We start from the raw sequence: 22,641 nt of genomic DNA, 5'->3' as shown, positions 1-22,641 counted from the left end.
TAACAAAAAAATTGCTTTTTATTTACAATAAACTTCAAAAATATAAACCCAGCATAAAATATTTATTTATCTATTTTAATTTAAACCCATTCCAAACTGATCTTAACAGTGAGCATATTAAGCCCAATAAAAACACTTTTCATCCTATTGATGAGAGCGAGATTCAATTACCATCATTATTATTTAAACAATAAAAGAACCCCATTATACATACCGCCAATAAAGACATAATTGTCTTTATAATTACGAGTTTAGCTCCAAATCATTTCCAACACTCGCTTCAAGCTGAACGATTTTCTGTCTAATAAGTTCTGGAATATTCGATTTCTTTGAGCTTACTTTATCAACACAGACAATTACCGCCTCACCTGTTGCAACAATCTCGTTTTGAGTTTCACTCCATAAAACATATTGCATTCGAAATGCACTGTTTCGAAGCTCTTCAACTTTCGCACCAATATGCAAGACATCAGGGTAAAATACAGGTCTTAAATACTTACATTGGCTAGAAGCAACCACAGTCAATATATCTTGATCGAATATATTTAATGCCATTAAATAAACAATTCGGGCGCTTTCCATATAACGATAATATTGCACATTATTTACATGGCCAAAAGCATCCATATCCCCCCAAGCAACAGCTTGCTTATGCACAATTGGATAGACAGACAATTCATTCATATTTAGACTCATAGCTTAAAATTAAGAAAATTAACATCATTTTCAAATATTAAATTCAACTGTTTGATTAAATCAAGATTATCCCCAAGCATTGACTTAATTCGTAAATAACTCATTAAAATATTATCAGGATATAAAGTTAATAATTGTTCTGCTTCAAGGTGTCGTTGAGTTGCCACATAAATATGCCACTTTGCAAAGGTCAACATTGGCACACTGGTATAGCGCTGTTCGAGCTGCATAATGCGTTGTTCAACATAACTATAATCGGGGATTTGCTTTAACAACTGTTGTTGGAACCACAGGTAAAATACTTCTGGATCAAAATGCTCTTGCAACAAATGTAAAGCCAAGTCTTCGTGCTGCACACTCATCTCTGGCATCCGCGCCAATAATTTTAGCCAGAGCACCTTACTCGTATAGGGGCGAGCTTGAATTTCACTTTGCAACGCGAGATAACGCTGCTGTAAAGCTGCCAAATCATCAACTGAAGCCTGATCAAACTGAATCAAAAGCTGTTGCAACCATAAATCACGATGCGCTGGGTCAAGTAGACCAAATTGAGTCGTTTGCAGAAATAACCAAGGCTTTTGTAAAGCAAGTTTGCCCCAAAGCGCAGTCATACGTTGCTGATAAGCTGTTTCTACTTCAGCCAACCATGGAGAAAGTTGGTGCTGTGTCAAAAACTCCAAGTGTATCAGTGCCTTTTCGGTCTCTTGTTGTGCTAGAAAAATATCGATTCGTTGCAGTTCTGCCAGCTCAAAAGCCATCGGGGCTGAGCGATCCAAGCACTGCAAGGCAGTATCAAAATCACCATTTTTATAATCAAATTGTGCATCAACGATCGGACTCAACAAACCAGATTGAGTAAAAACACGCTCAATAAACACCTGCTGATCTTTGGCTGAGTCTAGCAACCAAACGATGCCAAGCTGCTCATAAGGGTGTAAATCTTTAAAATGTAGCGCCGTTTCTTTTTTGCGTTGTTCACGCACGATGTAACGCTTACTAAATAACCACAAGAGTTGTGTCAAGAAACTCACAAAAACAAATAGTGCGATCAATCCCCATGCACTGCTTTGAAATTGCCAATCACGCCAGTAAATATAGGCATAGCCATGCCCATAGCCATAGCTCAATACAGCAAACAGGGCAAATAACAATAAACTTGCAAGTAAATAGATCCGTAGTAAATGCTTCATTATCGATTATCCCAACAAGCCTAATGTGATTAATTTTGGTGTTGGTACTGCAGGAAGATTTAAAATTTTATCTAATCGTTGCTTCATTTTCTGGCTATTCTGATCAGGCAATTCAGCCAATAATTTCATCACCTCTTGAATCGACTTACGATATTCAATTAATTGCCCTTGATGCAACGCTTGCGAGGCAAGCAATAAGCGCAACTGAGCCTCTTTCAAGGTAATATTACGATGCATTAAATCAGGTGAAGAACGCTGAATTTTTTCCAACTTAAACCACTGCCACCATGCAGATGATTCATTTTTTGCAATCGTCACTTTAGGATTTTGCAGCTCTTGCTGGATTCGCTGATCGATTTCCTGCAATAAATCTTGTAGCTGTTGCTGTTGTTGGTCTTGAGTCAGAATATATTGCTGAATCGCTTGTTTATCTTGTTCAATTGCTTTAACAAGGCTGTGCTGCAATGCAGGCGATAACGCGGACTGAGCAATATGCTGATGCACCTGATTCAAATGATCCAGTGCATAAGTGAACTGCTGCTGATCTAAAGCAAACTGAACCAGTTGCAATTGTTGTTGAATTAAAATGACGGGGGCAATCCCCGTCGTTATGATCGGTGTCATGCTGTAATCAGTTGACGCGGTAGTTGCAACACCACTATTTTGTAATTGACGTTGTACGGCGACCAATTGGTCATTCAATAATGCATAACGCTGGTCTGTTTGAGCAAGTTGTTGTTGAAGTTGCGGAACACTCTGAGCATTTTTCGCAACGTCATAACTCAGCTTGGCTAGCCACAATATACTCAGCAGCAGTACCAAATACACAATTTTTCTCATACCTTTCCTTGCCAGTCACGCATGCGTTGAATAATCTCTGATGCAGATAAATTTTCAAGCTGAATAATGTTAATCGCGTCGCCTAGTTGTACTTGCGAATCTGTTAGAATTTTTGTCAATCGCTCGCCCAAAACAAGATAAATCCACTGTACATCACTAGGATGCTGAGCACAAAGTTGCAACCAATTTTGCCAACTAGCCTCACTACTCACCAGCACAGCAGTAGGTTGATTAGGATTAAGTTTTTGCACAATCTTTAAAAACCCAGACCTACTTTGCTCAGGGCACTGACGGCGGTAAAGCACAAAATTAAGGATGGAGACACCCTGCTGCTGCAATTGTTGCATCATAAATTGCCGCCCGCCTTTGCCCCGCCAGAAAGCGATTTTATTTAAATTTTCTCTTTGTTTTAAAATTGGCAACTCGAGCATTCCTTCCGAGTTTTCCACATCAGGAACATCGCTGGCAATATTAAATTTCATCAGCGCTTGTGCGGTTGCCTGCCCCACCGCAATCCACTGGATATGCTTGAGCTGCGTCAACTGGATACCAGCCTGCTGCAAATAATGCATACCAATTTCAACAGCCGTCGGACTCACCACGACGATGACTTGAGTTTCATCGAGTTGCTGATAAAGGTGTTGTAATACATCAGAAAAAGGTTCAGCAACCAACTCAAGTAATGGCAAAGTCTCGACCTGATAACCCGCCCCAAGCAACGCTTGGGTGAGTGCGTCTGCGCGATCTACAGGACGAGTATTGATAAAAAGCATTAATACAACGCTTTCAATAATTCACCAGCACCTCGATCAAGTAAGCGCTGTCCAAGCCGCTCTCCCAACAGCTCCGCCTCTGCTGCTGTACCGACCATTTGCTCCTTCAGCAAAGTTTTACCATCAACGCTACCGACTCGCCCTTCGATCTGTAATTGATCATTGACTAAAGTGGCATAGCCTGCGATTGGCACTTGGCAGCCACCCTCTAGATAGGCGTTAAAGGCGCGTTCCGCACGGACACAAATCGAAGTTTCTTCATGTTGCAAGGGTTGGATTAATTTAAGCAATTCTGCATCATCTGCACGACATTCCAAGCCTAGAGCACCTTGTCCAACCGCAGGCAGACTTACCACGGGCGTTAAACAATGACGAATTCGATCTGCTAAACCTAAACGCTTCAAACCTGCGCTGGCCAAAATAATGGCATCATACAAACCATCATCCAGCTTTGCTAAGCGTGTGCCAACATTACCACGTAAATCAATGATTTCTAGATCTGGGCGTTGTTGTAAAATTTGGCATTTACGACGTAGACTCGAAGTTCCCACTTTTGCGCCTTGTGGTAATGCATCAAAATGCTGATATTGATTTGAAACAAATGCATCTAAAGGATCTTCACGCTCACAAATGACTGCAAGCGTTAAACCTTGTGGCAAGTGCATTGGCACATCTTTCATGGAATGGACTGCCAAATCAGCACGACCATCCAACAAAGCGGCTTCCAACTCTTTCACAAACAATCCTTTGCCCCCAATCTTGGCTAATGGGGTATCTAAAATCTTATCGCCTTGTGTCACGAACTTAACCAGTTCAACCGTCAAATCTGGATAAAGCTCGGTTAAACGAGAACGAATATGCTCCGCCTGCCAAAGTGCAAGAGGGCTTTGTCGAGTCGCAATTTTTAAGGTTTTCATAAATCCAAATTAAGTATTGATCAAGGCAATTGTTCCAAACTTAACTTGATCACCTAAAATTGCAAGCAAAAAATCATAAAGCCGCCCATACGCTGCCAAAAAATACGGCATTTATAATTGATGCATACATTCTCTTAAACTAGGTAAATGACGACGACTGACCGACAGCCGCTCATCCAGTTCACGTAATCGCACCTGATATTGTCCAGCGGCAACCAACTCAAGACCTTCCAAATAATCAAGAGAAACCAATGCATTTCGATGAATTCGAATAAAGCGATCCGCAAATTCCAGCTCTAAATCTTTGAGTGTTTCATCAATCAGTACACTGCCATTTTTATGGCGCACAGTGACATATTTTTGATCAGCCAAGAAATAATAAACACTGTCTAATGGAATCAGCTCGACCCCACGATAGGTTTTCGCCGCAATTTGATGACGCTGGTTTTTTACATCATACAACTCATCTTGTTGCAAACCCGTCATTTGAGCCTGAGTCAGTTGGGTTAAATGCTGAAATACCTGTTCTAAATCTTGGAGTGCTACTGGTTTTAGCAAATACCCTTGCGCCTGAAACTTAAATGCTTCCAGTGCATGTTGATCGTAGGCTGTACAAAAAATAATGGCAGGGCGAGGATTTAAATGACGCAGTTGTTCTGCACATTCCAAACCATTCATTCCAGGCATTTGAATATCTAATAAAACGACATCAGGCGAAGCATTTTCAATATGACTTAACACATCTTGTCCATGATGTGCAGTCGCAACGACTTCATGCCCCATTTGAGTAACTAAACGTGATAAACGCTCTACCGCTAGCGGTTCATCATCCGCAATTAGGACTCTCATCCTTTCCTCCTTGTCACCGCTAACATCATCCATATTTTTTATGGTTAACTTGACTTATTATTTTACTCGATAGTGGTAACAGACCACTGTGGTATATAACGATGTGCCCCCATAAACTTGAAACTTTACGGTTTGACCATAATACGCTTTCAAACGTTGCTCTACATTTTCAATCGCAATACCATTTCCTTTTCGCGTTTTTATTGTATCGCGAGAATATGGGTTAGTAATGACTATACTGACTTGATTTTGCAATATTTCAACCAATACGCTAATTGTTTACTGCTGTAAAACCTTTTCCACCCCATGGAAAATACTATTCTCAAGCAAAGGTTGCAATGTCAATAATGGAATCGTGACCCGTTTTAATTCAAGTGGTGTCGCCTGTATATTCCATTCTACCTTTAAACGATCCCCTAAACGTATTTTTTCGATGCTCAAATACTGCTGACATAAATCAATTTCCTCCGCCAAACTCACCAATTTAAGTTCCTGAAAACTCGCACGGAAAAGACGTGACAAACTAATCAACATATTTTCAGCTTTATCAGGATCAATCGTAATTAAACTCACCACACTATTTAAACTATTAAACAGAAAATGCGGATGAATACGCGCCTGCATCGCTTGAATACGTGCATTCAGCTCACTATATTGCTGATTGAGCCACTGTTCTCGCATATATAAATAGCGCAAACAAAATGCACCCAACAACACCCCATAACTCAAATGCAGACTGATGCCATCAAATAAAATATCTCCAGAGAAGCCTCCTGATCGAACCGTCCAATATTGGATAAGATTAACTGCACAGGTCGTCAACAACACGATCAGCAGCAATAAAATAAAACCGAGCATTAATGCCACTTTCTGACTAAATTTGGCAAAAAAATCTTGAAAATAATCAACACATGCTGCAAAGGATAAAATCACCCAGTTAATAAAAAATATATATTGTAAAACACGAACACCCTGTAATGCTTGCCATGACTGAGCTTCGGCCAATGCCAACACCATTGCCAAGACATTACTGGCAACAATTAATTCCAATAAGTATTGCCATTGGCCAATTTTCGTAAAAAAATAGGAACCAGATCGATTCAACTGACGAGATTGCAATAACTTCTTACGTCGAGTTTCGGCAACTGCGTTTGGATTTGCTATACTCTTTTTTATTTTCCTGAGCTGCCATGACCACATCTTCTCAATCCTCTTCTTCAGCAAGCCCTCATCAAACCTCTGGAATGTGGGGCGGTCGTTTTTCAGAAGCAACAGATGCTTTTGTTGCAGAATTTACCGCATCTGTGCAATTTGACCAACGTTTTTATAAACAAGATATTGCTGGCTCAATCGCACATGCAACTATGCTTGCAAAAGTCGGCGTACTCACCGAAGCTGAACGTGATGACATTATTCAAGGTTTAACCACAATTCAAGCAGAAATTGAAGCGGGTAACTTTGAATGGCGCATTGATTTAGAAGATGTGCATATGAACATTGAGTCTCGCTTGACTCAACGTATCGGGATTACAGGTAAAAAACTGCATACAGGGCGTAGCCGTAATGACCAAGTTGCGACAGATATCCGCTTATATTTGCGTGATGAAATTGATGACATCCTTGGCTTATTACTCCGCTTACAAAAAGGCTTACTTGGTCTAGCAAGCAAAAATACCGACACCATCATGCCGGGTTTCACCCATTTGCAAACTGCACAACCTGTGACTTTTGGTCACCATTTGTTGGCTTGGTTTGAAATGTTGGTGCGTGACACTGAGCGTCTACAAGACTGCCGTAAACGTGTCAATCGTATGCCACTCGGTTCGGCTGCTTTGGCAGGTACAACCTACCCAATTGATCGTGCTTTTACTGCTGAACTATTAGGCTTTGAGGCGATTTCTGAGAACTCGCTTGATGCGGTGTCTGATCGTGATTTTGCCATTGAATTCAATGCCGCTGCATCGCTCATTATGATGCACCTATCTCGCATGTCAGAAGAACTGATCTTATGGACTTCAGCGCAATTCAAGTTTGTGAATATTCCTGATCGTTTCTGCACAGGATCTTCAATCATGCCTCAGAAAAAAAATCCAGATGTTCCTGAGTTAGTTCGAGGAAAATCAGGACGCGTATTTGGCGATTTGATTAGCCTACTGACCTTAATGAAAGGTCAACCTTTGGCATACAACAAAGATAACCAAGAAGACAAAGAGCCTTTATTTGATGCGATTGACACCGTTCGCGGCTCGTTGATGGCATTTGCCGACATGGTTCCAGCACTTGTACCAAATATCGAAATCATGCGTGAAGCAGCCTTGCGTGGCTTTTCAACAGCAACTGATCTTGCAGACTATTTGGTGAAAAAGGGCGTGGCTTTCCGTGATGCGCATGAAATCGTGGGTAAAGCAGTTGCTTTAGGCGTGGCGGAAGAAAAAGATTTGTCTGAACTCACACTTGAGCAATTACAGCAATTCTCTGATTTGATTACTGCGGACGTTTTTGATAAAGCCTTAACTTTAGAAGCATCTGTCAATGCGCGTAATCATATTGGCGGAACTTCACCAAAACAAGTTGAAGCTGCTATTGTACGTGCACACACTCGCCTAGAACAGTTATACGCTTAAGGATTGATGATGACTAGACAAGTATTTTGCCGTAAATATAAACAAGAGCTTGAAGGCTTAGACTTTGCCCCTTTTCCTGGTGCAAAAGGTCAAGCATTTTTTGAGACTGTTTCAAAACAAGCATGGCAAGAATGGTTAAAACACCAAACCACGCTGATTAACGAAAAGCGTTTAAATGTGTTTGAGTCAGACGCAAAGAAATTTCTTGAAGAACAACGTGAAAAATTCTTTGATAATGATGAAAGTGTTGAAAAAGCTGAAGGCTGGAAGCCTGAGGAAAACTAAAGCAACGCTTTAGTTTTCTGCAAGACAAGGACAAAGTCCGCGTAGGCTATAATCGAAAAGAGTCTAATGTCGCAAGACGGAGAGCTATGCTCGGAGTGCAAGGATAAGCAAACTTAAAACATCGTTTTAAGGCTCTGCCCTTGCGCAAGACGAGAAGCGATGCTTCGAGTAAATTGAAAACGAAACTTTTTAAAGCTTTAGTTTTCTGCAAGACAAGGACGAAGTCCGCGTAGGCTGTAGTCTCAACGTTTTCATAGAAAATATTATCGCTGTGATATCGATTATCTAACCTAAAAAGAGAGCTTAAACTGGCTCTCTTTTTACGTGGCATTTACATTAGCAATAAAGCCTTACAGAGCATACACACTTGTCTACATGACAGTGATGCTTGTTGCGCTTATATTTAATTCAGAAGGACAAAGAGATACGATGATATCTCACGCAACATATGATATTTCTCTCCCAGACTTTCCCCCGAAGTCTGGGATTTTTTTATCTTTAATTTAATAAAACATATTCCCAGATCACAAAACCCAAGCCAAATCCGAGAAAGGCATAAAGGATAATAATAAAAAATACAAAACTGGCTTTGTTGTTCTTTTTTAAAAATCGCATCATCTTCTGCATACCTTAATCTGAGATTAAGGTCATTTTGGATGTATTGCTCCTCAAAACATAGATACAGCGCTTTTGCAAAAAACTATAACAGTCCCGCTTAGAAAGAATCATGAGGGTAAAACAATAAAAAAGCTGAGCCTGAAATTATTTCAACGCTCAGCTAATGTTTTTATTTATCGAAACCACAAAAACAGGAAAAATTATTTTCGATGTACTGTTTGTTCAATTTCTTCAATACTAGTATGACGAACATCTCTGCCCTTAGCCATATAAATCACTTGCTCTGAAATATTACGCGAGTGATCTCCAATACGTTCCAATGAACGTAATACCCACATCACGTTAATCACACGTGAAATATGACGCGGATCTTCCATCATATAAGTCATTAGCGTGCGTGTCGCTGATTGGTATTCACGGTCAATATCCCCATCCGCCATCACAACTTTTAACGCTTGATCGACATCTAAACGCGCAAAAGCATCTAAGGCATCATGAATCATTACCCGTACTTGATTACCAATATGACGCGTCTCCATATAACCACGTGGCGACTCACCTTCTTCACACAAGGTTTGAGCGATACGAGCAATCTTTGCCGCTTCATCACCAATACGCTCTAAGTCTGTATTGGCTTTACTCATCGCAATGACCATACGCAAATCAATCGCTGCAGGATGACGACGTGCCAAAATCAAAGTTAAGCCTTCATCGATATCACGTTCGAGCTGATTGACGGTATTGTCTTTGAACTGAACATCCATTGCTAAATTGGCATCGGTATCTAAAAGCGCATGAATTGCATTGGCAACCTGTTGCTCAACCAATCCCCCCATGCTCATAAATTTGGTATGCACATCTTGTAAGTCTTCATTAAATTGAGAAGAAATATGATGACTTAACACAGGATTACTTGGACTCACAGTATGCCTCCACTAGACACATGGAAAATGATGGATGATTAAAACACAACAATGATGAAACTTTTATGACAATAGCATGGATTTGCCGATTGTCGAGTGGTATGAATTGCTATAACAAAACATAAAAAATCTGTTAGTCTAATCACCATAGCTTGACGGAGCGCAGTTAATCAACTGCTGAGATGATCTTAATCCTTAGATTTAAAGATCAGTACCGTTGAACCTGATCAGGTTAACACCTGCGTAGGAATCAAGCCCAGCAAAAACTTAGCCTCTATTTATCAAAAAGATAAATCTGCCATCGTTTTTGGTCGTGCTTGATTCGTTAATGCTCTCCATAAGGATCATGCCATGAATCAATTAACGAATCTTTCCCCTGCTGATATCTCTGCTCAACATGAGCAAGACGCTAAAGATTTAACGCGTATTTTACCCGCATCAAACAAAGTTTATGTCCAAGGTTCTCGCCCAGATATCCAAGTCCCATTCCGCGAAATCAGCCTAACTGATACCCCGACTGGCTTAGGCGGTGAGCATAATCCACCTGTGATGATTTATGACACCTCTGGCGTTTATACCGACCCAAATATACAAATTGACCTCAATAAAGGCCTACCCTCTGTTCGTCAAGCATGGATTGAGGAACGTGGCGATACCGATGTCCTTTTAGGTTTAAGTTCTGAGTTTGGACAATCACGTTTAAAAGATATTCGTACTGCTGACATTCGTTTTGCACATATTCAAAATCCACGTCGCGCCAAAGCAGGCAAAAACGTTTCACAAATGCATTATGCCAGACAGGGTATTATCACCCCTGAAATGGAATATATTGCCATTCGTGAGAACCAACGCCAACGTGAAGGCGTTGATATGCGTCAGCATGCAGGTCAAAACTTTGGTGCACAAAATCTAAAAGAAATCACCCCAGAATTTGTGCGTCAAGAAGTTGCTGAAGGACGTGCGATTATTCCTGCCAATATTAACCACCCTGAAATTGAACCGATGATTATTGGTCGTAATTTCTTGGTGAAAATTAATGCCAATATCGGTAACTCTGCACTCGGCTCATCAATTGATGAAGAAGTGGCCAAAATGACATGGGCCACGCGTTGGGGTGCAGATACCATTATGGATCTATCCACAGGGAAAAATATCCACGAAACGCGTGAATGGATTATTCGCAACTCACCTGTTCCAATTGGTACTGTACCAATCTATCAAGCTTTAGAAAAAGTAGACGGCGTTGCTGAAGATCTCACCTGGGAAATCTTTAAGGACACCTTGATTGAGCAAGCCGAACAAGGCGTAGATTACTTTACGATTCATGCGGGTGTGTTACTGCGTTATGTACCAATGACCGCGAATCGCCTCACAGGCATCGTGTCACGTGGTGGTTCAATTATGGCGCAGTGGTGCTTGGCGCATCACGAAGAAAACTTCTTATATACGCATTTTGATGAAATCTGCGAAATCATGAAAGCCTATGACGTGTCTTTTAGTTTGGGCGATGGTTTACGTCCCGGTTGCGTCCAAGATGCCAACGATGAAGCGCAATTCAGCGAACTCAAAACTTTAGGTGAGTTGACGCATCGCGCTTGGGAACACGATGTTCAAGTGATGATTGAAGGTCCAGGTCACGTGCCAATGCATATGATCAAAGAAAATATGGATCTACAACTCGAAGTCTGTAAAGAAGCACCATTCTATACGCTTGGACCATTGACGACTGATATTGCACCGGGCTATGACCACATTACCTCTGCCATCGGCGCAGCGATGATTGGTTGGTATGGCACTGCAATGCTGTGTTATGTCACACCGAAAGAGCATTTGGGCTTACCGAATAAGAAAGATGTAAAAGACGGCATCATTACCTACAAAATCGCAGCACATGCAGCCGACTTGGCCAAAGGCCATCCGGGCGCACAAGTGCGTGATAATGCCCTGTCGAAAGCACGTTTTGAATTCCGTTGGGATGATCAGTTTAATTTGAGCTTAGACCCAGACACCGCACGCAGTATGCATGATGAAACGCTTCCGAAAGATGCACATAAATCAGCTCATTTCTGCTCAATGTGTGGACCTAAATTCTGCTCGATGAAGATCACACAAAATGTGCGAGATTATGCGCAAAACCAACGCAATGCCAAGCAATCAGATGATGCTGAAACAGAAGTTGAAGCAGGTCTCAATGCGATGAAAGCCGCTTATCAGGAACATGGTCAAAAATTGTACCACAAAGTGTAAATCCACTAAAAAAAGATTTTCCTGCGAAACATTCTCGGTTAGGATGAGATATGTACAATCTCATCCTAATTGAAGATGAATATTCTTGAACACGCTAGCTATTCAGCATCCGATGTAAAGATAGAGTCTCGAGAGCTGTTATTTCGAGGATTCATCCAAGTTGAGAAAGTGAGTCTAAAACATCGGCTCTTTCATCGAGCTGATTATTCACCGAGCATTCAACGTGAACTTGTTCATCGTCCTGAAGCCGCTGGTGTTTTATTATATAATGACCAACAACAACGCTTTGCACTCATTGAACAGTTCCGTATCGGTGCATTCAATGATGCTGACTCTGCATGGCAACTCGAAATCATTGCAGGCGTGCTTGATGGAGATGAATCTCCTGAAAGCTGTATTCGCCGAGAAACATTAGAAGAATCAGGTTGTGAAATCACAACATTAAAACACTTATTTAGCTTCTATCCATCTGCTGGCGCTTGCTCTGAATTTTTTCATTTATATGTCGCAGAAGTTGAATTGCCAATAGATGGGGGCATTTTTGGGGTATCGGATGAAGGTGAAAATATTCAGCTTCATTTATTCGATTATTGCCAATTAGACGTATTATTACACAATGGGCGGTTGAGAAATGCACCTGTAATTATGGCATTACAATGGCTTGCTCAACATATACAACAACGATAACAAGTCTGAGGGGCTAAAGACGGTGACATTCCAAGTCTCAACATCATCTCAACAAGATTTTGTGATGATACAGATTACTGATACACATTTATTAGAGTATCCACATTTAGAGTTCGTTGGAATGCAGCCCGAACTGAGTTTTCGTGCCGTCATTGACTTAATGCGTGAACAACATCCTCAGATCGACCTCATTGTTCACACAGGTGATTTAGCCCAAGCACCTACGCCTGTGACCTATCAGCGCTATATTCAGCATATGCAAAGCTTGGGTATTCCCTTTTTTCATACCCCTGGCAACCATGATGACGTGGCACATTTTCCATTCCATCAAGCCGACCAAACACAGCCCACAATTATTGAACTGGGGAAATGGTGCATTATTCTACTGAATAGTGCTCAACCACAACGCATTGACGGAAAAATTGCGGATATCCAGTTAAAACAGTTAGCTGAACTGCTCCCCAAATTGCAGGATCGCTATGTCATCATTGCATGTCACCATCATCCATTTGCCATGCAGTCTGCTTGGATTGATCAGCACAAATTAAAAAACTCGTCTGATTTACTGGAAATAGTTAAACCTTTTTCTAATATCAAAGCCATTGTTTGTGGACACGTCCATCAAGACTCTATTCAAACATGGCAAGGCATTGAGTTTTTATCTACCCCATCGACCTGTATTCAGTTTAAACCGAAAAGTGATAAATTTGCTTTAGATGAAGAACATCCAGGTTATCGGTATATTTGCCTCAAAGCCAACGGGGAATTAGAAACCCAAGTTTATCGTTTATCTACGTCCGAACGCTTAATGAGCTCAGAAGTTTTGGGTTATGACTAGCGGAGGTCAACAATCACCCGACTCTAAACTTTTGATTACAAATCACATCCATGATTTCTCACCAAATCTAGACAGGAATGACTACCATCTTGCTCAAAAAATCTATATGATGACGACCCCTGATGGAAAAAACCATCAACAGTTTCTATAAAAACACTTGCATATCACCATATTTTTTGCGTATAGATAGTACGTGTAAGATGAGGAATGCCCTATATGGCGAATGACAACCAAAATCAAGTCTTGGATGAACAAACAGAAGTGATTGACGAGCAAAAAGCGCCTGTAAAACGTGTGCGAAAAACCAAACCTAAAGCTTCAGAAGGTGGAACGACTGCCAGCTTATTTGGTATCGCACCTTATCAGCCAAAGAAAAACGAAGAATACATGTCTGATGGACAACTGGAGCATTTCCGCCTGATCTTAAATGCGTGGAAAGCTGAGTTGATGTCAGAAGTTGATCGCACCTTGAACACCATGCAAGACGAGTCATCTGCACTGCCTGATGTGAATGACCGCGCGACCCAAGAAGAAGAATTTGCGATTGAACTGCGTACACGTGACCGTGAACGTAAACTCATTCGTAAAATCGAACAATCACTTGAAGCGATTCAAGCGGGTGATTATGGTTTCTGTGAAACTTGTGGTATCGAAATCGGCTTACGTCGTTTAGAAGCACGCCCGACTGCGACTCAGTGTATTGATTGCAAAACTTTGGCTGAAATCAAAGAAAAGCAAAATAACGGATAATTGTGACTGTTGAGAAGGCTCCAGCCGAGCACAGCTCGGCTCTTGCTCAGCGGCAAAGCAATCGTTTGCTTATTAACCTACTTCCAAATTTGCTTAATCGCCCGCCAGAAAAACATAGTTTTTCTCTTGCGCAGCGGCAAAGCGATGCTTTGCTTAATCGCTGCTCATACATCGGTCGCTTTGCCCCCTCGCCTACAGGTCCTTTGCATTTTGGATCTTTACTCACTGCGGTTGCCAGTTATTGCGATGCCAAAGCTCATCAAGGCGAATGGTTGGTCCGGATTGAAGATACCGATATCCCACGCATTTATCCGAATAGCGAAACACATATTCTTGCCTGTATAGAAGCTTTTCAGTTTGAACCCGATGCTGAGATCATTTTCCAAAAAGATCGTTTAGATATTTATGAACAGGTATTTGAACAATTAAAATCATCTCAAGCCATCTATGCCTGTCAATGCACCCGTAAAATGCTCGGTTCAAATCACATTTATGCAGGAACATGCCGTGATTTAAATTTAGATTTTGCTCAACAAGCGATCCGCCTAAAAGTCGCCGACCATCTCATCTGCTTTGAAGATCGTCTACAAGGACGGCAATGCTCAAACCTACAGGATGAACTCGGTGATTTTGTCCTAAAACGTCGTGATGGCATTGTGAGTTATCAACTGGCTGTAGTGGTCGATGATTATCTACAAGGCATCACACACGTGGTGCGAGGCGCAGACCTACTAGATAACACAGCTCGCCAAATTTGGCTCGGCTCACTGTTAGATTATCCATTATTAAGCTATATGCATCTTCCTCTTGCCATGAACGAACAAGGACAGAAACTCTCGAAACAAAATCTAGCGCAAGCCTTGGACATATCTAAAGCCCCCGAATTATTACAACATGCCATTTTAGCACTCGGTCAGCCTGCTGTTGATCTTGACCAACCACGCATCATGCTGCAACAAGCCGTTCAACAGTGGGATGTAAGTTTGATTCCAAAAGGCAATAATTTGACTGGAATCTATCAATAGCCATTAAAAAAAAAGCCCTGAGCGATTACATTCAATTGCTTAGGGCTTTTTGACTTTTTAGATATCAACTAGAAATTTGATTCTTCTTTGACAGGATTGAGCTCTTGTGTGGATGCATCAATTTTTAGAATCAAACTAATCATCGCCGCACACATCATCAACGAAGTACCACCATAACTAATAAATGGCAGTGTTAGACCTTTGGTCGGCATCAAGCCCATATTCATACCAGCATTTACCAAAATCTGTAGTAAGAAAATAATACTGATTCCATAGGCCAAATAGCCAGCACGCAAGTAATTATGCTGCAAAGCACGATGTCCGATTTTGATACAACACGCCAACATGGTAAAAGACAGGATCATGACCAAGGTCACCCCGACAAAACCAAACTCCTCACCAAGCACAGCCAACATAAAGTCAGTATGCGCTTCAGGAAGATAGGAAAGCTTTTGTACACTATGGCCTAAACCCGTTCCAAACCACTCGCCACGCCCAAATGCCATCAGCGCGTTAGATAGCTGATAACCCACACCCAATGGATCTGCCCACGGATTGGTAAAGGAAAGTAAGCGTTGAAAACGGAATGGCTCAAAAATAATCAGCGCACTAATGCCTGCTAAAATCGCACCCAGCATGATCAAGAATTGTGTCGCAGGTGCACCAGCTAAGAAGAACACACCAACCATCATCAACACGATCACGACCGTTGCACCGAGATCGGGTTCCGCTACGATGAAACCAACCGTTAAAGCCATCACTCCACTTAAACGTAATAACCCCTTCCAATGCGTTCGAACCTCTTTGGCACGGCGCACCACATAATCAGCAGTAAAAATAGCCATCACAATTTTGGCAATTTCTGTCGGCTGCAAGGTAAAACTGCCGACCTTAATCCACCGATGTGCACCATTTACTTCAGTACCAACCAGCAATACTGCCAGTAATAAAGCCATGGTGATGAGCCACAATAGAAATGCATTTTTGAACCACAGATTCATAGAAATTCGATAGGTCAGAAAAGCTACCACACCAGCCACACAAATCGAAATACCATGACGAATCAAAAAGTAAAATGGGTTCTCATGAATATATTCAGCATAAGGCATTGATGCAGATGCCACCATCACCGAACCGAAACACAATAAAGAAATAACACAGAAAATGAGTAGATTACGTGCCGTCATTTCTGCTGGAAGCTTTGGCAGATGACTCAATAATTGCGAAATTTTTTGTGCCGTATTTTGGGCTAAATCAGCCATAATGTTGTTCCTAGTTTTTATTTTCATTCAAGGCATGTACACATGCCACGAATTGATGTCCACGGTCATTGTAGCTTTTAAACATATCAAAGCTAGCGCATGCAGGAGAAAGTAATACAACATCTTCCGCTTGAGTGACTTTCTGAGCAAGCTCTACCGCTTCCTTTAAGTTACTGACATGTTGGATGGCCGCCGTACCTTGTAACGCTTGTTCAATCATGGCCGCATCTTCACCGATCAGTATCACTTTCTTTACGTATTTTTGTATTGCATTACGTAGCGGTTTGAAATCTTGCCCCTTGCCTTGACCACCCATGATCAATGCCAGTTTACCTTTTTGGGCTTCAATAGCAGCACCTAGACCGTCGATAGCAGCCAGTGTTGCACCGACATTGGTCCCTTTAGAATCATTGTAATAACGTACACCATCGATCGTTTCGACGTATTCACAGCGATGCTCTAAACCTTTAAAGCTTTTAAGTGTTTCAAGCATCGATGACGTTGCTAAGCCAATCGCCTCACCAAGTGCCAAACAAGCCAAGGCATTGGCGATATTGTGCATGCCCTGAATATAAAGTTCTGAACTTCTGATTAAGCGCTCACGCCCACGCGCCAACCACATGCCCCCATCGGCCTCTCGAAGCACCCCATATTGATTCAAATCAGGTGCATTCAGCCCAAAATTTTGCATTGGCGTTACATCAGGAACTAAAGGACGACTCAAACTATCATCGCGGTTATACACCACCTTTTTTACACCTTGGAAAATACGATGCTTGGCTTTATGGTAACCCAACATATCACCATGACGATCTAAATGATCTTCACTCATATTGAGCAACACCGCGACTTCAGCATTGAGATTCGAGGTAGTTTCAAGTTGGAAACTGGAAAGTTCCAACACAATCAATTCAGGTTGATCTTTGAGTAAATCAAGCGCTGGACGTCCAAGATTACCGCCTACAGCGACTTTTTTACCTGCATCAGCGGCCATCAAACCAATAAGTGTCGTCACTGTGCTTTTTGCATTTGACCCCGTAATTGCAACAATGGGGACTTCAGTCGCGCGACGAAGCAGTTGAATATCACTTACCACGGGGATGCCTTGGGCAATCGCTTGTTGAATCTCGGGTAATTGTGGCGCAAGACCAGGACTTAAAATAATTTCTTCGGCTTGAAGCAAAAGATCGGTATCTAATTTTCCGAAACTTGTTCGTACATTTTCAGGAATTTGATCGTGTCCTGGGGGCGTTGTTCGGGAGTCCGTTACTGCAACTTGGTAGCCTTGTTCATGCAGAAAGTTTACTGCTGATACGCCTGAAATACCCAAGCCAGCCACAACTTTTAATCCACCACGTTGTATTAACATTTTTGCCCCATTTATTACGGATCACGGAATGGCAAAAATGTTAGCACTTTACTGTTTTAAATGCTTTTTCAGTTTTGGTTTTATTCAGTCTTTTTTGTGTCAGTGCGTAAAAGTAGAGGGTGATGCACAGCATCCTGATATGAGGTCAGCAATCCTAAAAATTGCCCACATTCTCAAACATGAGCAATCATTATATTTCTTAACGCCATTTTACGGTTTGTACTGGCTCGGACTTTTTCGTCTCTTTGTCATCGGTAGCACAACCACAACCGCCACCACAACCCGCAACCATTTTAGGTTTCAGCCATGTTGCTAAACGCTGCCACCCAAAACGTTGACAGACATTCGACAAAGCTAAAAATACTGAAGCTGCTGTTTTAGGAAATACCTTTTTAAAAACAATAACGGTACTCCATAGTACCAGTGCAACAACAATTAAATACTCAAGCATAAGCCGCTCTCCAATGATCTCGCCCCTTAAAAAAGGGCTGCGCTGCGGTTATCGCAGCGCAAGGGAAGATTACAATCACCCCCAAATGCTGGATGCAATTTGGTAAGTGAAGAAGGACATCAAATAAGCCAATCCAAACAGATAAGCTGTCATGATGGCCACATGTTTCCAAGAACCTGTTTCACGACGTACTGTTGCCAAAGTCGCGAGACAATGTGGCGCATAAATAAACCACACCAATAAAGACAATCCAGTTGCCAATGACCAGCCTGAACCATCCGCACTAATTAAGCTCGCCAAGCCCTCTGCAATTGCATCATCATCAGCGCCAGACAGTGCATAAACCGTACCCAATGCAGCAACCACCACTTCACGTGCAGCCATTGCGGGAATCAAAGCAATACAAATTTGCCAATTAAAACCAAGTGGTGCAAAAATGGGTTCCATCAAATGACCCAACATCCCTGCAAAACTATAATCAATCGCAGCGCGGGTTGCATCTTCAGGTGCTTGAGGGAAAGTACACAGAAACCAAAGTAAAATCGATAAAGCGAAAATGATTCCACCAACGCGTTTTAAGAAGATTTTACCTCGATCCAATAAACCAATAGCCACACTTCTGATATCGGGAATACGGTAACTTGGCAATTCGAGTAACAATGCATGCTGTGATTTATCCTTTTGTAAAAACTTGGTCACAAAGGCAACACACAACGCGCTAACAATACCCGCCATATATAAGCCAAACAGCACCAAACCTTGCAGATTAAAGATTCCCAACACTGTTTGACTTGGAATAAATGCAGCAATTAACAGTGCATAAACAGGTAAACGCGCGGAACAGGTCATCAACGGCGCAACCATAATCGTGGTAAAACGATCCCGATGGTCGCTAATACTCCGCGTCGCCATAATTCCAGGAATTGCGCAAGCAAAGCTAGACAATAACGGAATAAACGCACGCCCACTCAAACCGGCTTTAAACATTAACTTATCGAGTAAAAACGCTGCGCGCGGTAAATAACCGGATTCTTCTAATACCAAAATAAAGAAGAATAAAATTAAAATTTGTGGCAAGAACACCACCACACTACCCGCCCCAGCGATAATCCCATCAACCACTAAGCTATTCAGTAAAGGATTCGCAATCGATTCGCCCAACATCTCACCGAGCCAAGCAAAAAAGTCCTCGATGCCATCCATAAAAGGGGCGGCCCAAGCAAAAACAGCTTGGAACACCACGAACATCATGACGGCAAGACTAAGTAGGCCTAAGACTGGATGCAAAAAGATTTTATCGAGAAAGTCAGTACGTTTATCTTCCTGATCAACGAAACTCACCACATCTTTGAAAATCATCTCGATTTTCTGATGATGTTCACCCGTTAAACCACTTAACTCCGTTTGCGGGATCGCATACTTTTCTTGATCCAAAGCGTGACGTAAATTCTCGATGCCCGCACTACGAACAGCAACCGTTTCGACCACAGGTACGCCTAGGCGCTGTGACAGCTTCTGCGTATTAATCTGGATACCGCGACGACGCGCCTCATCCATCATGTTCAATACAACCAGTATCGGACGCCCAAGCTCAATCATTTCCAAGACCAAGCCCAAGTGCAATTTCAAATTGGTTGCATCTACGACACATAAAAAGGCATCTTGCTGCCCTTCTTCCGCAATTTTACCTTGGCAAACATCACGGGTAATTTCTTCATCTGGACTGGTTGCTTGCAAGCTATAGGTGCCTGGCAAATCCAGCACACGCACACTTCGACCAGAAGGCAATTGAAAGTGACCGACCTTACGCTCAACTGTTACACCCGCATAGTTGGCAACTTTTTGGCGCGTTCCAGTTAAATGATTAAATAATGAAGTCTTACCGCAGTTTGGATTTCCCACAAGGGCAACACGTAACGCATCACTCATGCAGGTGCTCCTTCAAGTTGAATTTCAATTTTATCGGCTTCAGCTTTACGCAATGCAAAGCGCGTAAAACCGATCTGGATGAGAATGGGGTCACCACCAAAAATACCTTTGGTCACCACTTGTACTTGTGTACCTGGCACAAAGCCTAAACTCTCTAAACGAACTGCCACAAGATCTGCATGTTCCGTTTCATCGACTGAGCGATTTACTTTGGTAATCATCGCTGTTTGCTTGACTTTTAATGCTGATAAACGCACCACTTTTCACCATAAAACCTTTTGCCCAAGTATACAGACAAATGAGAATAATTACCAAAAGCAATCTCAATGGCATTTACAATAAACCTCCAATCGACAAGCCTTCTGTTTTCTTTTAAAGTGCCAACACATCATGCATATCAGAACGACCATGTTAAATAAAAAACCGCGTATCCCTGCCGCCGTGACCATTCCCGAACATTTGGGTTTCTTACAGGGTTTCCGTGATTATTTAGTGGCGCAAACCGTCAGTCCGCATACCCGTAATGCTTATTTATCTGATCTGATTCAATGTAGTGAATTGCACAAAAATGGCGTATTACCACAATGGTCGAGTGATGATATTGCGGATGTATTGATTGCATTGACCAAAGCAGGAAAGAGTCCTCGTTCTATCGCTCGTTGCTTATCCGCTTTACGTCAATTTTATAAATTTCTAAGAGAACAAAAGCTCAGAGATGACAATCCTGTTGCCACCCATCAATCGCCGAAAATTGGTCGAGCATTGCCCAAGGATCTATCCGAACAAGATGTGGAAGCGTTGATTCATGCGCCAGATATTAGCAATGCTTTAGGTCTACGTGATCGCGCCATGCTCGAGGTTTTATATGCTTGCGGTTTGCGGGTTTCAGAGCTACTCAATTTGCGTTTAGAACTGATTAATTTAAAACAAGGTTTTTTACGTATTACCGGTAAAGGCAATAAAGAACGCCTAGTACCACTTGGGCAATATGCTTGCGAGTGGATCGAAAAATATTTAGCAGAATCTCGACCACAACTGTATAAGAGTAGTACTGATTATCTATTTCTAACCCAGCATGGTGGAATTATGAGTCGTCAAAATTTTTGGTATGCAATTAAACGCTATGCCCTACAAGCCAACATTCAAACTGAACTATCACCGCATACCTTGCGCCATGCTTTTGCAACCCACCTTTTGAATCATGGTGCTGATTTACGTGTCGTCCAAATGCTACTCGGACACAGTGACCTGTCTACCACACAGATTTATACTCATGTTGCGCAACATCGTATGCAAGAACTGCACAGCAAACACCATCCGCGCGGCTAAAATGACCTTTTATCAGGGAATCAGCGAGAAGATATTCTCATTCACAGAGAGTCAGCAAGATTTAACGAAGTCATTTGATTTTTTTGGTATGCTTAGCCGCTTATAGAAATGAAAACGTACAAAAAAGGTTCTTTATGGTATTTACTCGATCTCAGCTTGTACTTGCTTGTACATTAGCCTCAACCTTATTGGTCAGTGCTTGTTCAAAAGAAAATTCAGCACAAAAACAAGATACGCTCACAGCAAGCACACCTGCGACAGGTGAAGCATCCACGTTAAATGAGCGAAATGCACAACAACGTTTGATCTCTACTTTAGAAAAGAATTTTAAAACCGCTAAAATTAACGCCAAAATCGTTTCAATACAAAAAACTGAAGTTCCCAACTTATTCTGGGTCAATCTTGAAGGTATGGGTTCTGTGTATGCCACCAGCGATGGTCAATATATTATTCAAGGTGATGTAATTCGCTTAGGCGACAAACAGTTGCATAATGTCAGCGAAGCACTGCAAGCCACTGAGAACAAAAAACACTTGGCTTCATTAAAGAATGAAGACCTGATTGTTTATCCAGCCAAAGGTGGCAAAGCCAAACATATCATTTATGTATTTACCGATTCAAGCTGTCCATACTGCCACCGACTCCATGAAAATATTCCTGCCATAAACGAAAAAGGCATTGAGATTCGTTATATTGCATGGCCGCGTGGTGATCAATTTATGCCAACGATGCAAGCCATCTGGTGTAGTAAAGATCGTAAAGCTGCATTTGACCAAGCGATTCAAGGCTTACCTGTGACAGCAGCCGAGTGTAAAAATCCAGTAAGCGACCAATACCAACTCGGTTTAAATATGGGTGTGAATGGTACGCCTGCAATTTATAACGTTGAGGGTGAGTATTTAGGCGGCTATATGACTGCGGATGAAATCGCTCAACGCTTAAACAAATAAGCCTTTTCTCTACCGCCAAGAAAGAACGACTTGGGCGACAGATTAAAGATGATCTTAGCCCTAGTTTCGCTGCATTTTTTTAGCTATGA

The 22,641-nt window shown here is 41.8% G+C and carries 22 protein-coding genes, 1 pseudogene and 1 riboswitch; of the genes and pseudogenes, 9 read left to right on the top strand and 14 right to left on the bottom strand.

Features of this window, described 5'->3' with window-relative positions:
- Nucleotides 1–243: 243 nt before the first annotated feature.
- The 7 genes and pseudogenes from F991_RS01275 to F991_RS01245 all read right to left on the bottom strand — a co-directional run bounded on the left by F991_RS01275 (nucleotide 244) and on the right by F991_RS01245 (nucleotide 6,465).
- Nucleotides 244–684: an acyl-CoA thioesterase gene (locus F991_RS01275; RefSeq protein ID WP_004668248.1), complete on the bottom strand. Its 441-nt coding sequence runs from the start codon at nucleotides 682–684 to the stop codon at nucleotides 244–246.
- 8 nt (nucleotides 685–692) lie between these two features.
- A complete protein-coding gene (locus F991_RS01270; RefSeq protein WP_004668247.1) occupies nucleotides 693–1,886 on the bottom strand; it encodes a hypothetical protein in 1,194 nt (397 codons plus the stop codon).
- Between the two features lie 6 nt (nucleotides 1,887–1,892).
- Complete coding sequence (locus tag F991_RS01265) at nucleotides 1,893–2,726, bottom strand: hypothetical protein (protein WP_004668246.1); 834 nt, start codon at nucleotides 2,724–2,726, stop codon at nucleotides 1,893–1,895.
- Nucleotides 2,723–3,499 carry a uroporphyrinogen-III synthase gene (locus F991_RS01260; RefSeq protein ID WP_004668245.1) on the bottom strand — a complete coding sequence of 259 codons (777 nt, stop codon included), beginning with the start codon at nucleotides 3,497–3,499 and terminating at the stop codon, nucleotides 2,723–2,725. Before F991_RS01260 ends, F991_RS01265 begins: the two co-directional genes overlap by 4 nt.
- Nucleotides 3,499–4,416: a hydroxymethylbilane synthase gene (gene hemC / locus F991_RS01255; protein WP_004668244.1), complete on the bottom strand. Its 918-nt coding sequence runs from the start codon at nucleotides 4,414–4,416 to the stop codon at nucleotides 3,499–3,501. Before hemC ends, F991_RS01260 begins: the two co-directional genes overlap by 1 nt.
- Before the next feature lie 111 nt (nucleotides 4,417–4,527).
- Nucleotides 4,528–5,265, bottom strand: a complete 738-nt coding sequence (locus F991_RS01250; protein WP_004668243.1) for a LytR/AlgR family response regulator transcription factor — start codon at nucleotides 5,263–5,265, stop codon at nucleotides 4,528–4,530.
- A gap of 57 nt (nucleotides 5,266–5,322) precedes the next feature.
- Nucleotides 5,323–6,465 (bottom strand): annotated as a pseudogene (locus tag F991_RS01245) (sensor histidine kinase).
- Between F991_RS01245 and argH the strand changes: the two are divergent.
- Both argH and F991_RS01235 read left to right on the top strand, forming a co-directional pair.
- Nucleotides 6,456–7,889: an argininosuccinate lyase gene (argH, locus tag F991_RS01240; RefSeq protein ID WP_034594833.1), complete on the top strand. Its 1,434-nt coding sequence runs from the start codon at nucleotides 6,456–6,458 to the stop codon at nucleotides 7,887–7,889. The pseudogene F991_RS01245 and the gene argH overlap by 10 nt on opposite strands.
- 9 nt (nucleotides 7,890–7,898) lie before the next feature.
- On the top strand, nucleotides 7,899–8,174 hold the full coding sequence (locus tag F991_RS01235) for an oxidative damage protection protein (protein ID WP_004668240.1): 276 nt from the start codon (nucleotides 7,899–7,901) through the stop codon (nucleotides 8,172–8,174).
- A gap of 498 nt (nucleotides 8,175–8,672) precedes the next feature.
- On the opposite strand, the gene F991_RS17380 is transcribed toward F991_RS01235, so the two are convergent.
- Nucleotides 8,673–8,789 (bottom strand): hypothetical protein, encoded by a 117-nt coding sequence (locus F991_RS17380; RefSeq protein WP_121930643.1) that lies wholly within the window; start codon nucleotides 8,787–8,789, stop codon nucleotides 8,673–8,675.
- 203 nt (nucleotides 8,790–8,992) lie between these two features.
- On the bottom strand, nucleotides 8,993–9,715 hold the full coding sequence (phoU, locus tag F991_RS01230; protein ID WP_004668238.1) for a phosphate signaling complex protein PhoU: 723 nt from the start codon (nucleotides 9,713–9,715) through the stop codon (nucleotides 8,993–8,995).
- A gap of 146 nt (nucleotides 9,716–9,861) precedes the next feature.
- A riboswitch (TPP riboswitch) is annotated at nucleotides 9,862–9,982 on the top strand.
- 84 nt (nucleotides 9,983–10,066) lie between these two features.
- On the opposite strand from phoU, the gene thiC reads away from it, so the two are divergent.
- The 5 genes from thiC to gluQRS all read left to right on the top strand — a co-directional run bounded on the left by thiC (nucleotide 10,067) and on the right by gluQRS (nucleotide 15,262).
- Nucleotides 10,067–11,962 carry a phosphomethylpyrimidine synthase ThiC gene (gene thiC, locus F991_RS01225; RefSeq protein WP_004668237.1) on the top strand — a complete coding sequence of 632 codons (1,896 nt, stop codon included), beginning with the start codon at nucleotides 10,067–10,069 and terminating at the stop codon, nucleotides 11,960–11,962.
- 75 nt (nucleotides 11,963–12,037) lie between these two features.
- Nucleotides 12,038–12,649 carry an NUDIX domain-containing protein gene (locus F991_RS01220; RefSeq protein ID WP_004668235.1) on the top strand — a complete coding sequence of 204 codons (612 nt, stop codon included), beginning with the start codon at nucleotides 12,038–12,040 and terminating at the stop codon, nucleotides 12,647–12,649.
- A gap of 22 nt (nucleotides 12,650–12,671) precedes the next feature.
- Complete coding sequence (gene cpdA / locus F991_RS01215; RefSeq protein ID WP_004668234.1) at nucleotides 12,672–13,487, top strand: 3',5'-cyclic-AMP phosphodiesterase; 816 nt, start codon at nucleotides 12,672–12,674, stop codon at nucleotides 13,485–13,487.
- A 216-nt stretch (nucleotides 13,488–13,703) separates the two neighbouring features.
- On the top strand, nucleotides 13,704–14,237 hold the full coding sequence (gene dksA, locus F991_RS01210; protein WP_004668232.1) for an RNA polymerase-binding protein DksA: 534 nt from the start codon (nucleotides 13,704–13,706) through the stop codon (nucleotides 14,235–14,237).
- Between the two features lie 2 nt (nucleotides 14,238–14,239).
- Nucleotides 14,240–15,262 (top strand): tRNA glutamyl-Q(34) synthetase GluQRS, encoded by a 1,023-nt coding sequence (gluQRS, locus tag F991_RS01205; RefSeq protein ID WP_004668230.1) that lies wholly within the window; start codon nucleotides 14,240–14,242, stop codon nucleotides 15,260–15,262.
- Between the two features lie 68 nt (nucleotides 15,263–15,330).
- Here the strand turns inward: gluQRS and ftsW are convergent, their stop codons facing one another.
- The 5 genes from ftsW to F991_RS01180 all read right to left on the bottom strand — a co-directional run bounded on the left by ftsW (nucleotide 15,331) and on the right by F991_RS01180 (nucleotide 20,530).
- Nucleotides 15,331–16,524, bottom strand: a complete 1,194-nt coding sequence (ftsW, locus tag F991_RS01200) for a putative lipid II flippase FtsW (protein WP_004668228.1) — start codon at nucleotides 16,522–16,524, stop codon at nucleotides 15,331–15,333.
- Nucleotides 16,525–16,534: 10 nt separating this feature from the next.
- Nucleotides 16,535–17,893, bottom strand: a complete 1,359-nt coding sequence (gene murD / locus F991_RS01195) for a UDP-N-acetylmuramoyl-L-alanine--D-glutamate ligase (protein ID WP_004668226.1) — start codon at nucleotides 17,891–17,893, stop codon at nucleotides 16,535–16,537.
- A 199-nt stretch (nucleotides 17,894–18,092) separates the two neighbouring features.
- The gene (locus tag F991_RS01190) at nucleotides 18,093–18,344 is read right to left on the bottom strand and encodes a DUF6587 family protein (RefSeq protein WP_004668225.1); all 252 of its coding nucleotides are present in this window, start codon (nucleotides 18,342–18,344) and stop codon (nucleotides 18,093–18,095) included.
- A 75-nt stretch (nucleotides 18,345–18,419) separates the two neighbouring features.
- A complete protein-coding gene (feoB, locus tag F991_RS01185) occupies nucleotides 18,420–20,273 on the bottom strand; it encodes a ferrous iron transporter B (protein WP_004668224.1) in 1,854 nt (617 codons plus the stop codon).
- Complete coding sequence (locus F991_RS01180; RefSeq protein WP_034594829.1) at nucleotides 20,270–20,530, bottom strand: FeoA family protein; 261 nt, start codon at nucleotides 20,528–20,530, stop codon at nucleotides 20,270–20,272. Before F991_RS01180 ends, feoB begins: the two co-directional genes overlap by 4 nt.
- A 151-nt stretch (nucleotides 20,531–20,681) precedes the next feature.
- On the opposite strand from F991_RS01180, the gene xerD reads away from it, so the two are divergent.
- Together xerD and F991_RS01170 are read left to right on the top strand one after the other, a co-directional pair.
- The gene (gene xerD / locus F991_RS01175; protein ID WP_004668221.1) at nucleotides 20,682–21,602 is read left to right on the top strand and encodes a site-specific tyrosine recombinase XerD; all 921 of its coding nucleotides are present in this window, start codon (nucleotides 20,682–20,684) and stop codon (nucleotides 21,600–21,602) included.
- 134 nt (nucleotides 21,603–21,736) lie between these two features.
- A complete protein-coding gene (locus F991_RS01170; RefSeq protein ID WP_004668220.1) occupies nucleotides 21,737–22,552 on the top strand; it encodes a DsbC family protein in 816 nt (271 codons plus the stop codon).
- The last annotated feature ends 89 nt before the right edge of the window (nucleotides 22,553–22,641 follow it).

The organism is Acinetobacter sp. CIP-A165, assembly GCF_000367985.1.
Lineage (GTDB): Bacteria > Pseudomonadota > Gammaproteobacteria > Pseudomonadales > Moraxellaceae > Acinetobacter.
Note: the sequence above shows the minus strand (reverse complement) of the source record. Positions and strands in the feature narration are given on the sequence as shown.

Excerpts from the sequence above, each read along its gene's own strand:
- argH (WP_034594833.1), top strand. The coding sequence starts at position 6,456 with ATGACCACATCTTCTCAATCCTCTTCTTCAGCAAGCCCTCATCAAACC.
- F991_RS01235 (WP_004668240.1), top strand. The coding sequence starts at position 7,899 with ATGACTAGACAAGTATTTTGCCGTAAATATAAACAAGAGCTTGAAGGC.
- ftsW (WP_004668228.1), bottom strand. The coding sequence starts at position 16,524 with ATGGCTGATTTAGCCCAAAATACGGCACAAAAAATTTCGCAATTATTG.
- hemC (WP_004668244.1), bottom strand. The coding sequence starts at position 4,416 with ATGAAAACCTTAAAAATTGCGACTCGACAAAGCCCTCTTGCACTTTGG.
- F991_RS01270 (WP_004668247.1), bottom strand. The coding sequence starts at position 1,886 with ATGAAGCATTTACTACGGATCTATTTACTTGCAAGTTTATTGTTATTT.
- F991_RS01260 (WP_004668245.1), bottom strand. The coding sequence starts at position 3,499 with ATGCTTTTTATCAATACTCGTCCTGTAGATCGCGCAGACGCACTCACC.
- F991_RS01170 (WP_004668220.1), top strand. The coding sequence starts at position 21,737 with ATGGTATTTACTCGATCTCAGCTTGTACTTGCTTGTACATTAGCCTCA.
- F991_RS01190 (WP_004668225.1), bottom strand. The coding sequence starts at position 18,344 with ATGCTTGAGTATTTAATTGTTGTTGCACTGGTACTATGGAGTACCGTT.
- xerD (WP_004668221.1), top strand. The coding sequence starts at position 20,682 with ATGTTAAATAAAAAACCGCGTATCCCTGCCGCCGTGACCATTCCCGAA.
- dksA (WP_004668232.1), top strand. The coding sequence starts at position 13,704 with ATGGCGAATGACAACCAAAATCAAGTCTTGGATGAACAAACAGAAGTG.
- F991_RS01265 (WP_004668246.1), bottom strand. The coding sequence starts at position 2,726 with ATGAGAAAAATTGTGTATTTGGTACTGCTGCTGAGTATATTGTGGCTA.
- F991_RS01220 (WP_004668235.1), top strand. The coding sequence starts at position 12,038 with ATGAATATTCTTGAACACGCTAGCTATTCAGCATCCGATGTAAAGATA.
- F991_RS01275 (WP_004668248.1), bottom strand. The coding sequence starts at position 684 with ATGAATGAATTGTCTGTCTATCCAATTGTGCATAAGCAAGCTGTTGCT.
- murD (WP_004668226.1), bottom strand. The coding sequence starts at position 17,893 with ATGTTAATACAACGTGGTGGATTAAAAGTTGTGGCTGGCTTGGGTATT.
- feoB (WP_004668224.1), bottom strand. The coding sequence starts at position 20,273 with ATGAGTGATGCGTTACGTGTTGCCCTTGTGGGAAATCCAAACTGCGGT.
- thiC (WP_004668237.1), top strand. The coding sequence starts at position 10,067 with ATGAATCAATTAACGAATCTTTCCCCTGCTGATATCTCTGCTCAACAT.
- F991_RS01250 (WP_004668243.1), bottom strand. The coding sequence starts at position 5,265 with ATGAGAGTCCTAATTGCGGATGATGAACCGCTAGCGGTAGAGCGTTTA.
- F991_RS17380 (WP_121930643.1), bottom strand. The coding sequence starts at position 8,789 with ATGCGATTTTTAAAAAAGAACAACAAAGCCAGTTTTGTATTTTTTATT.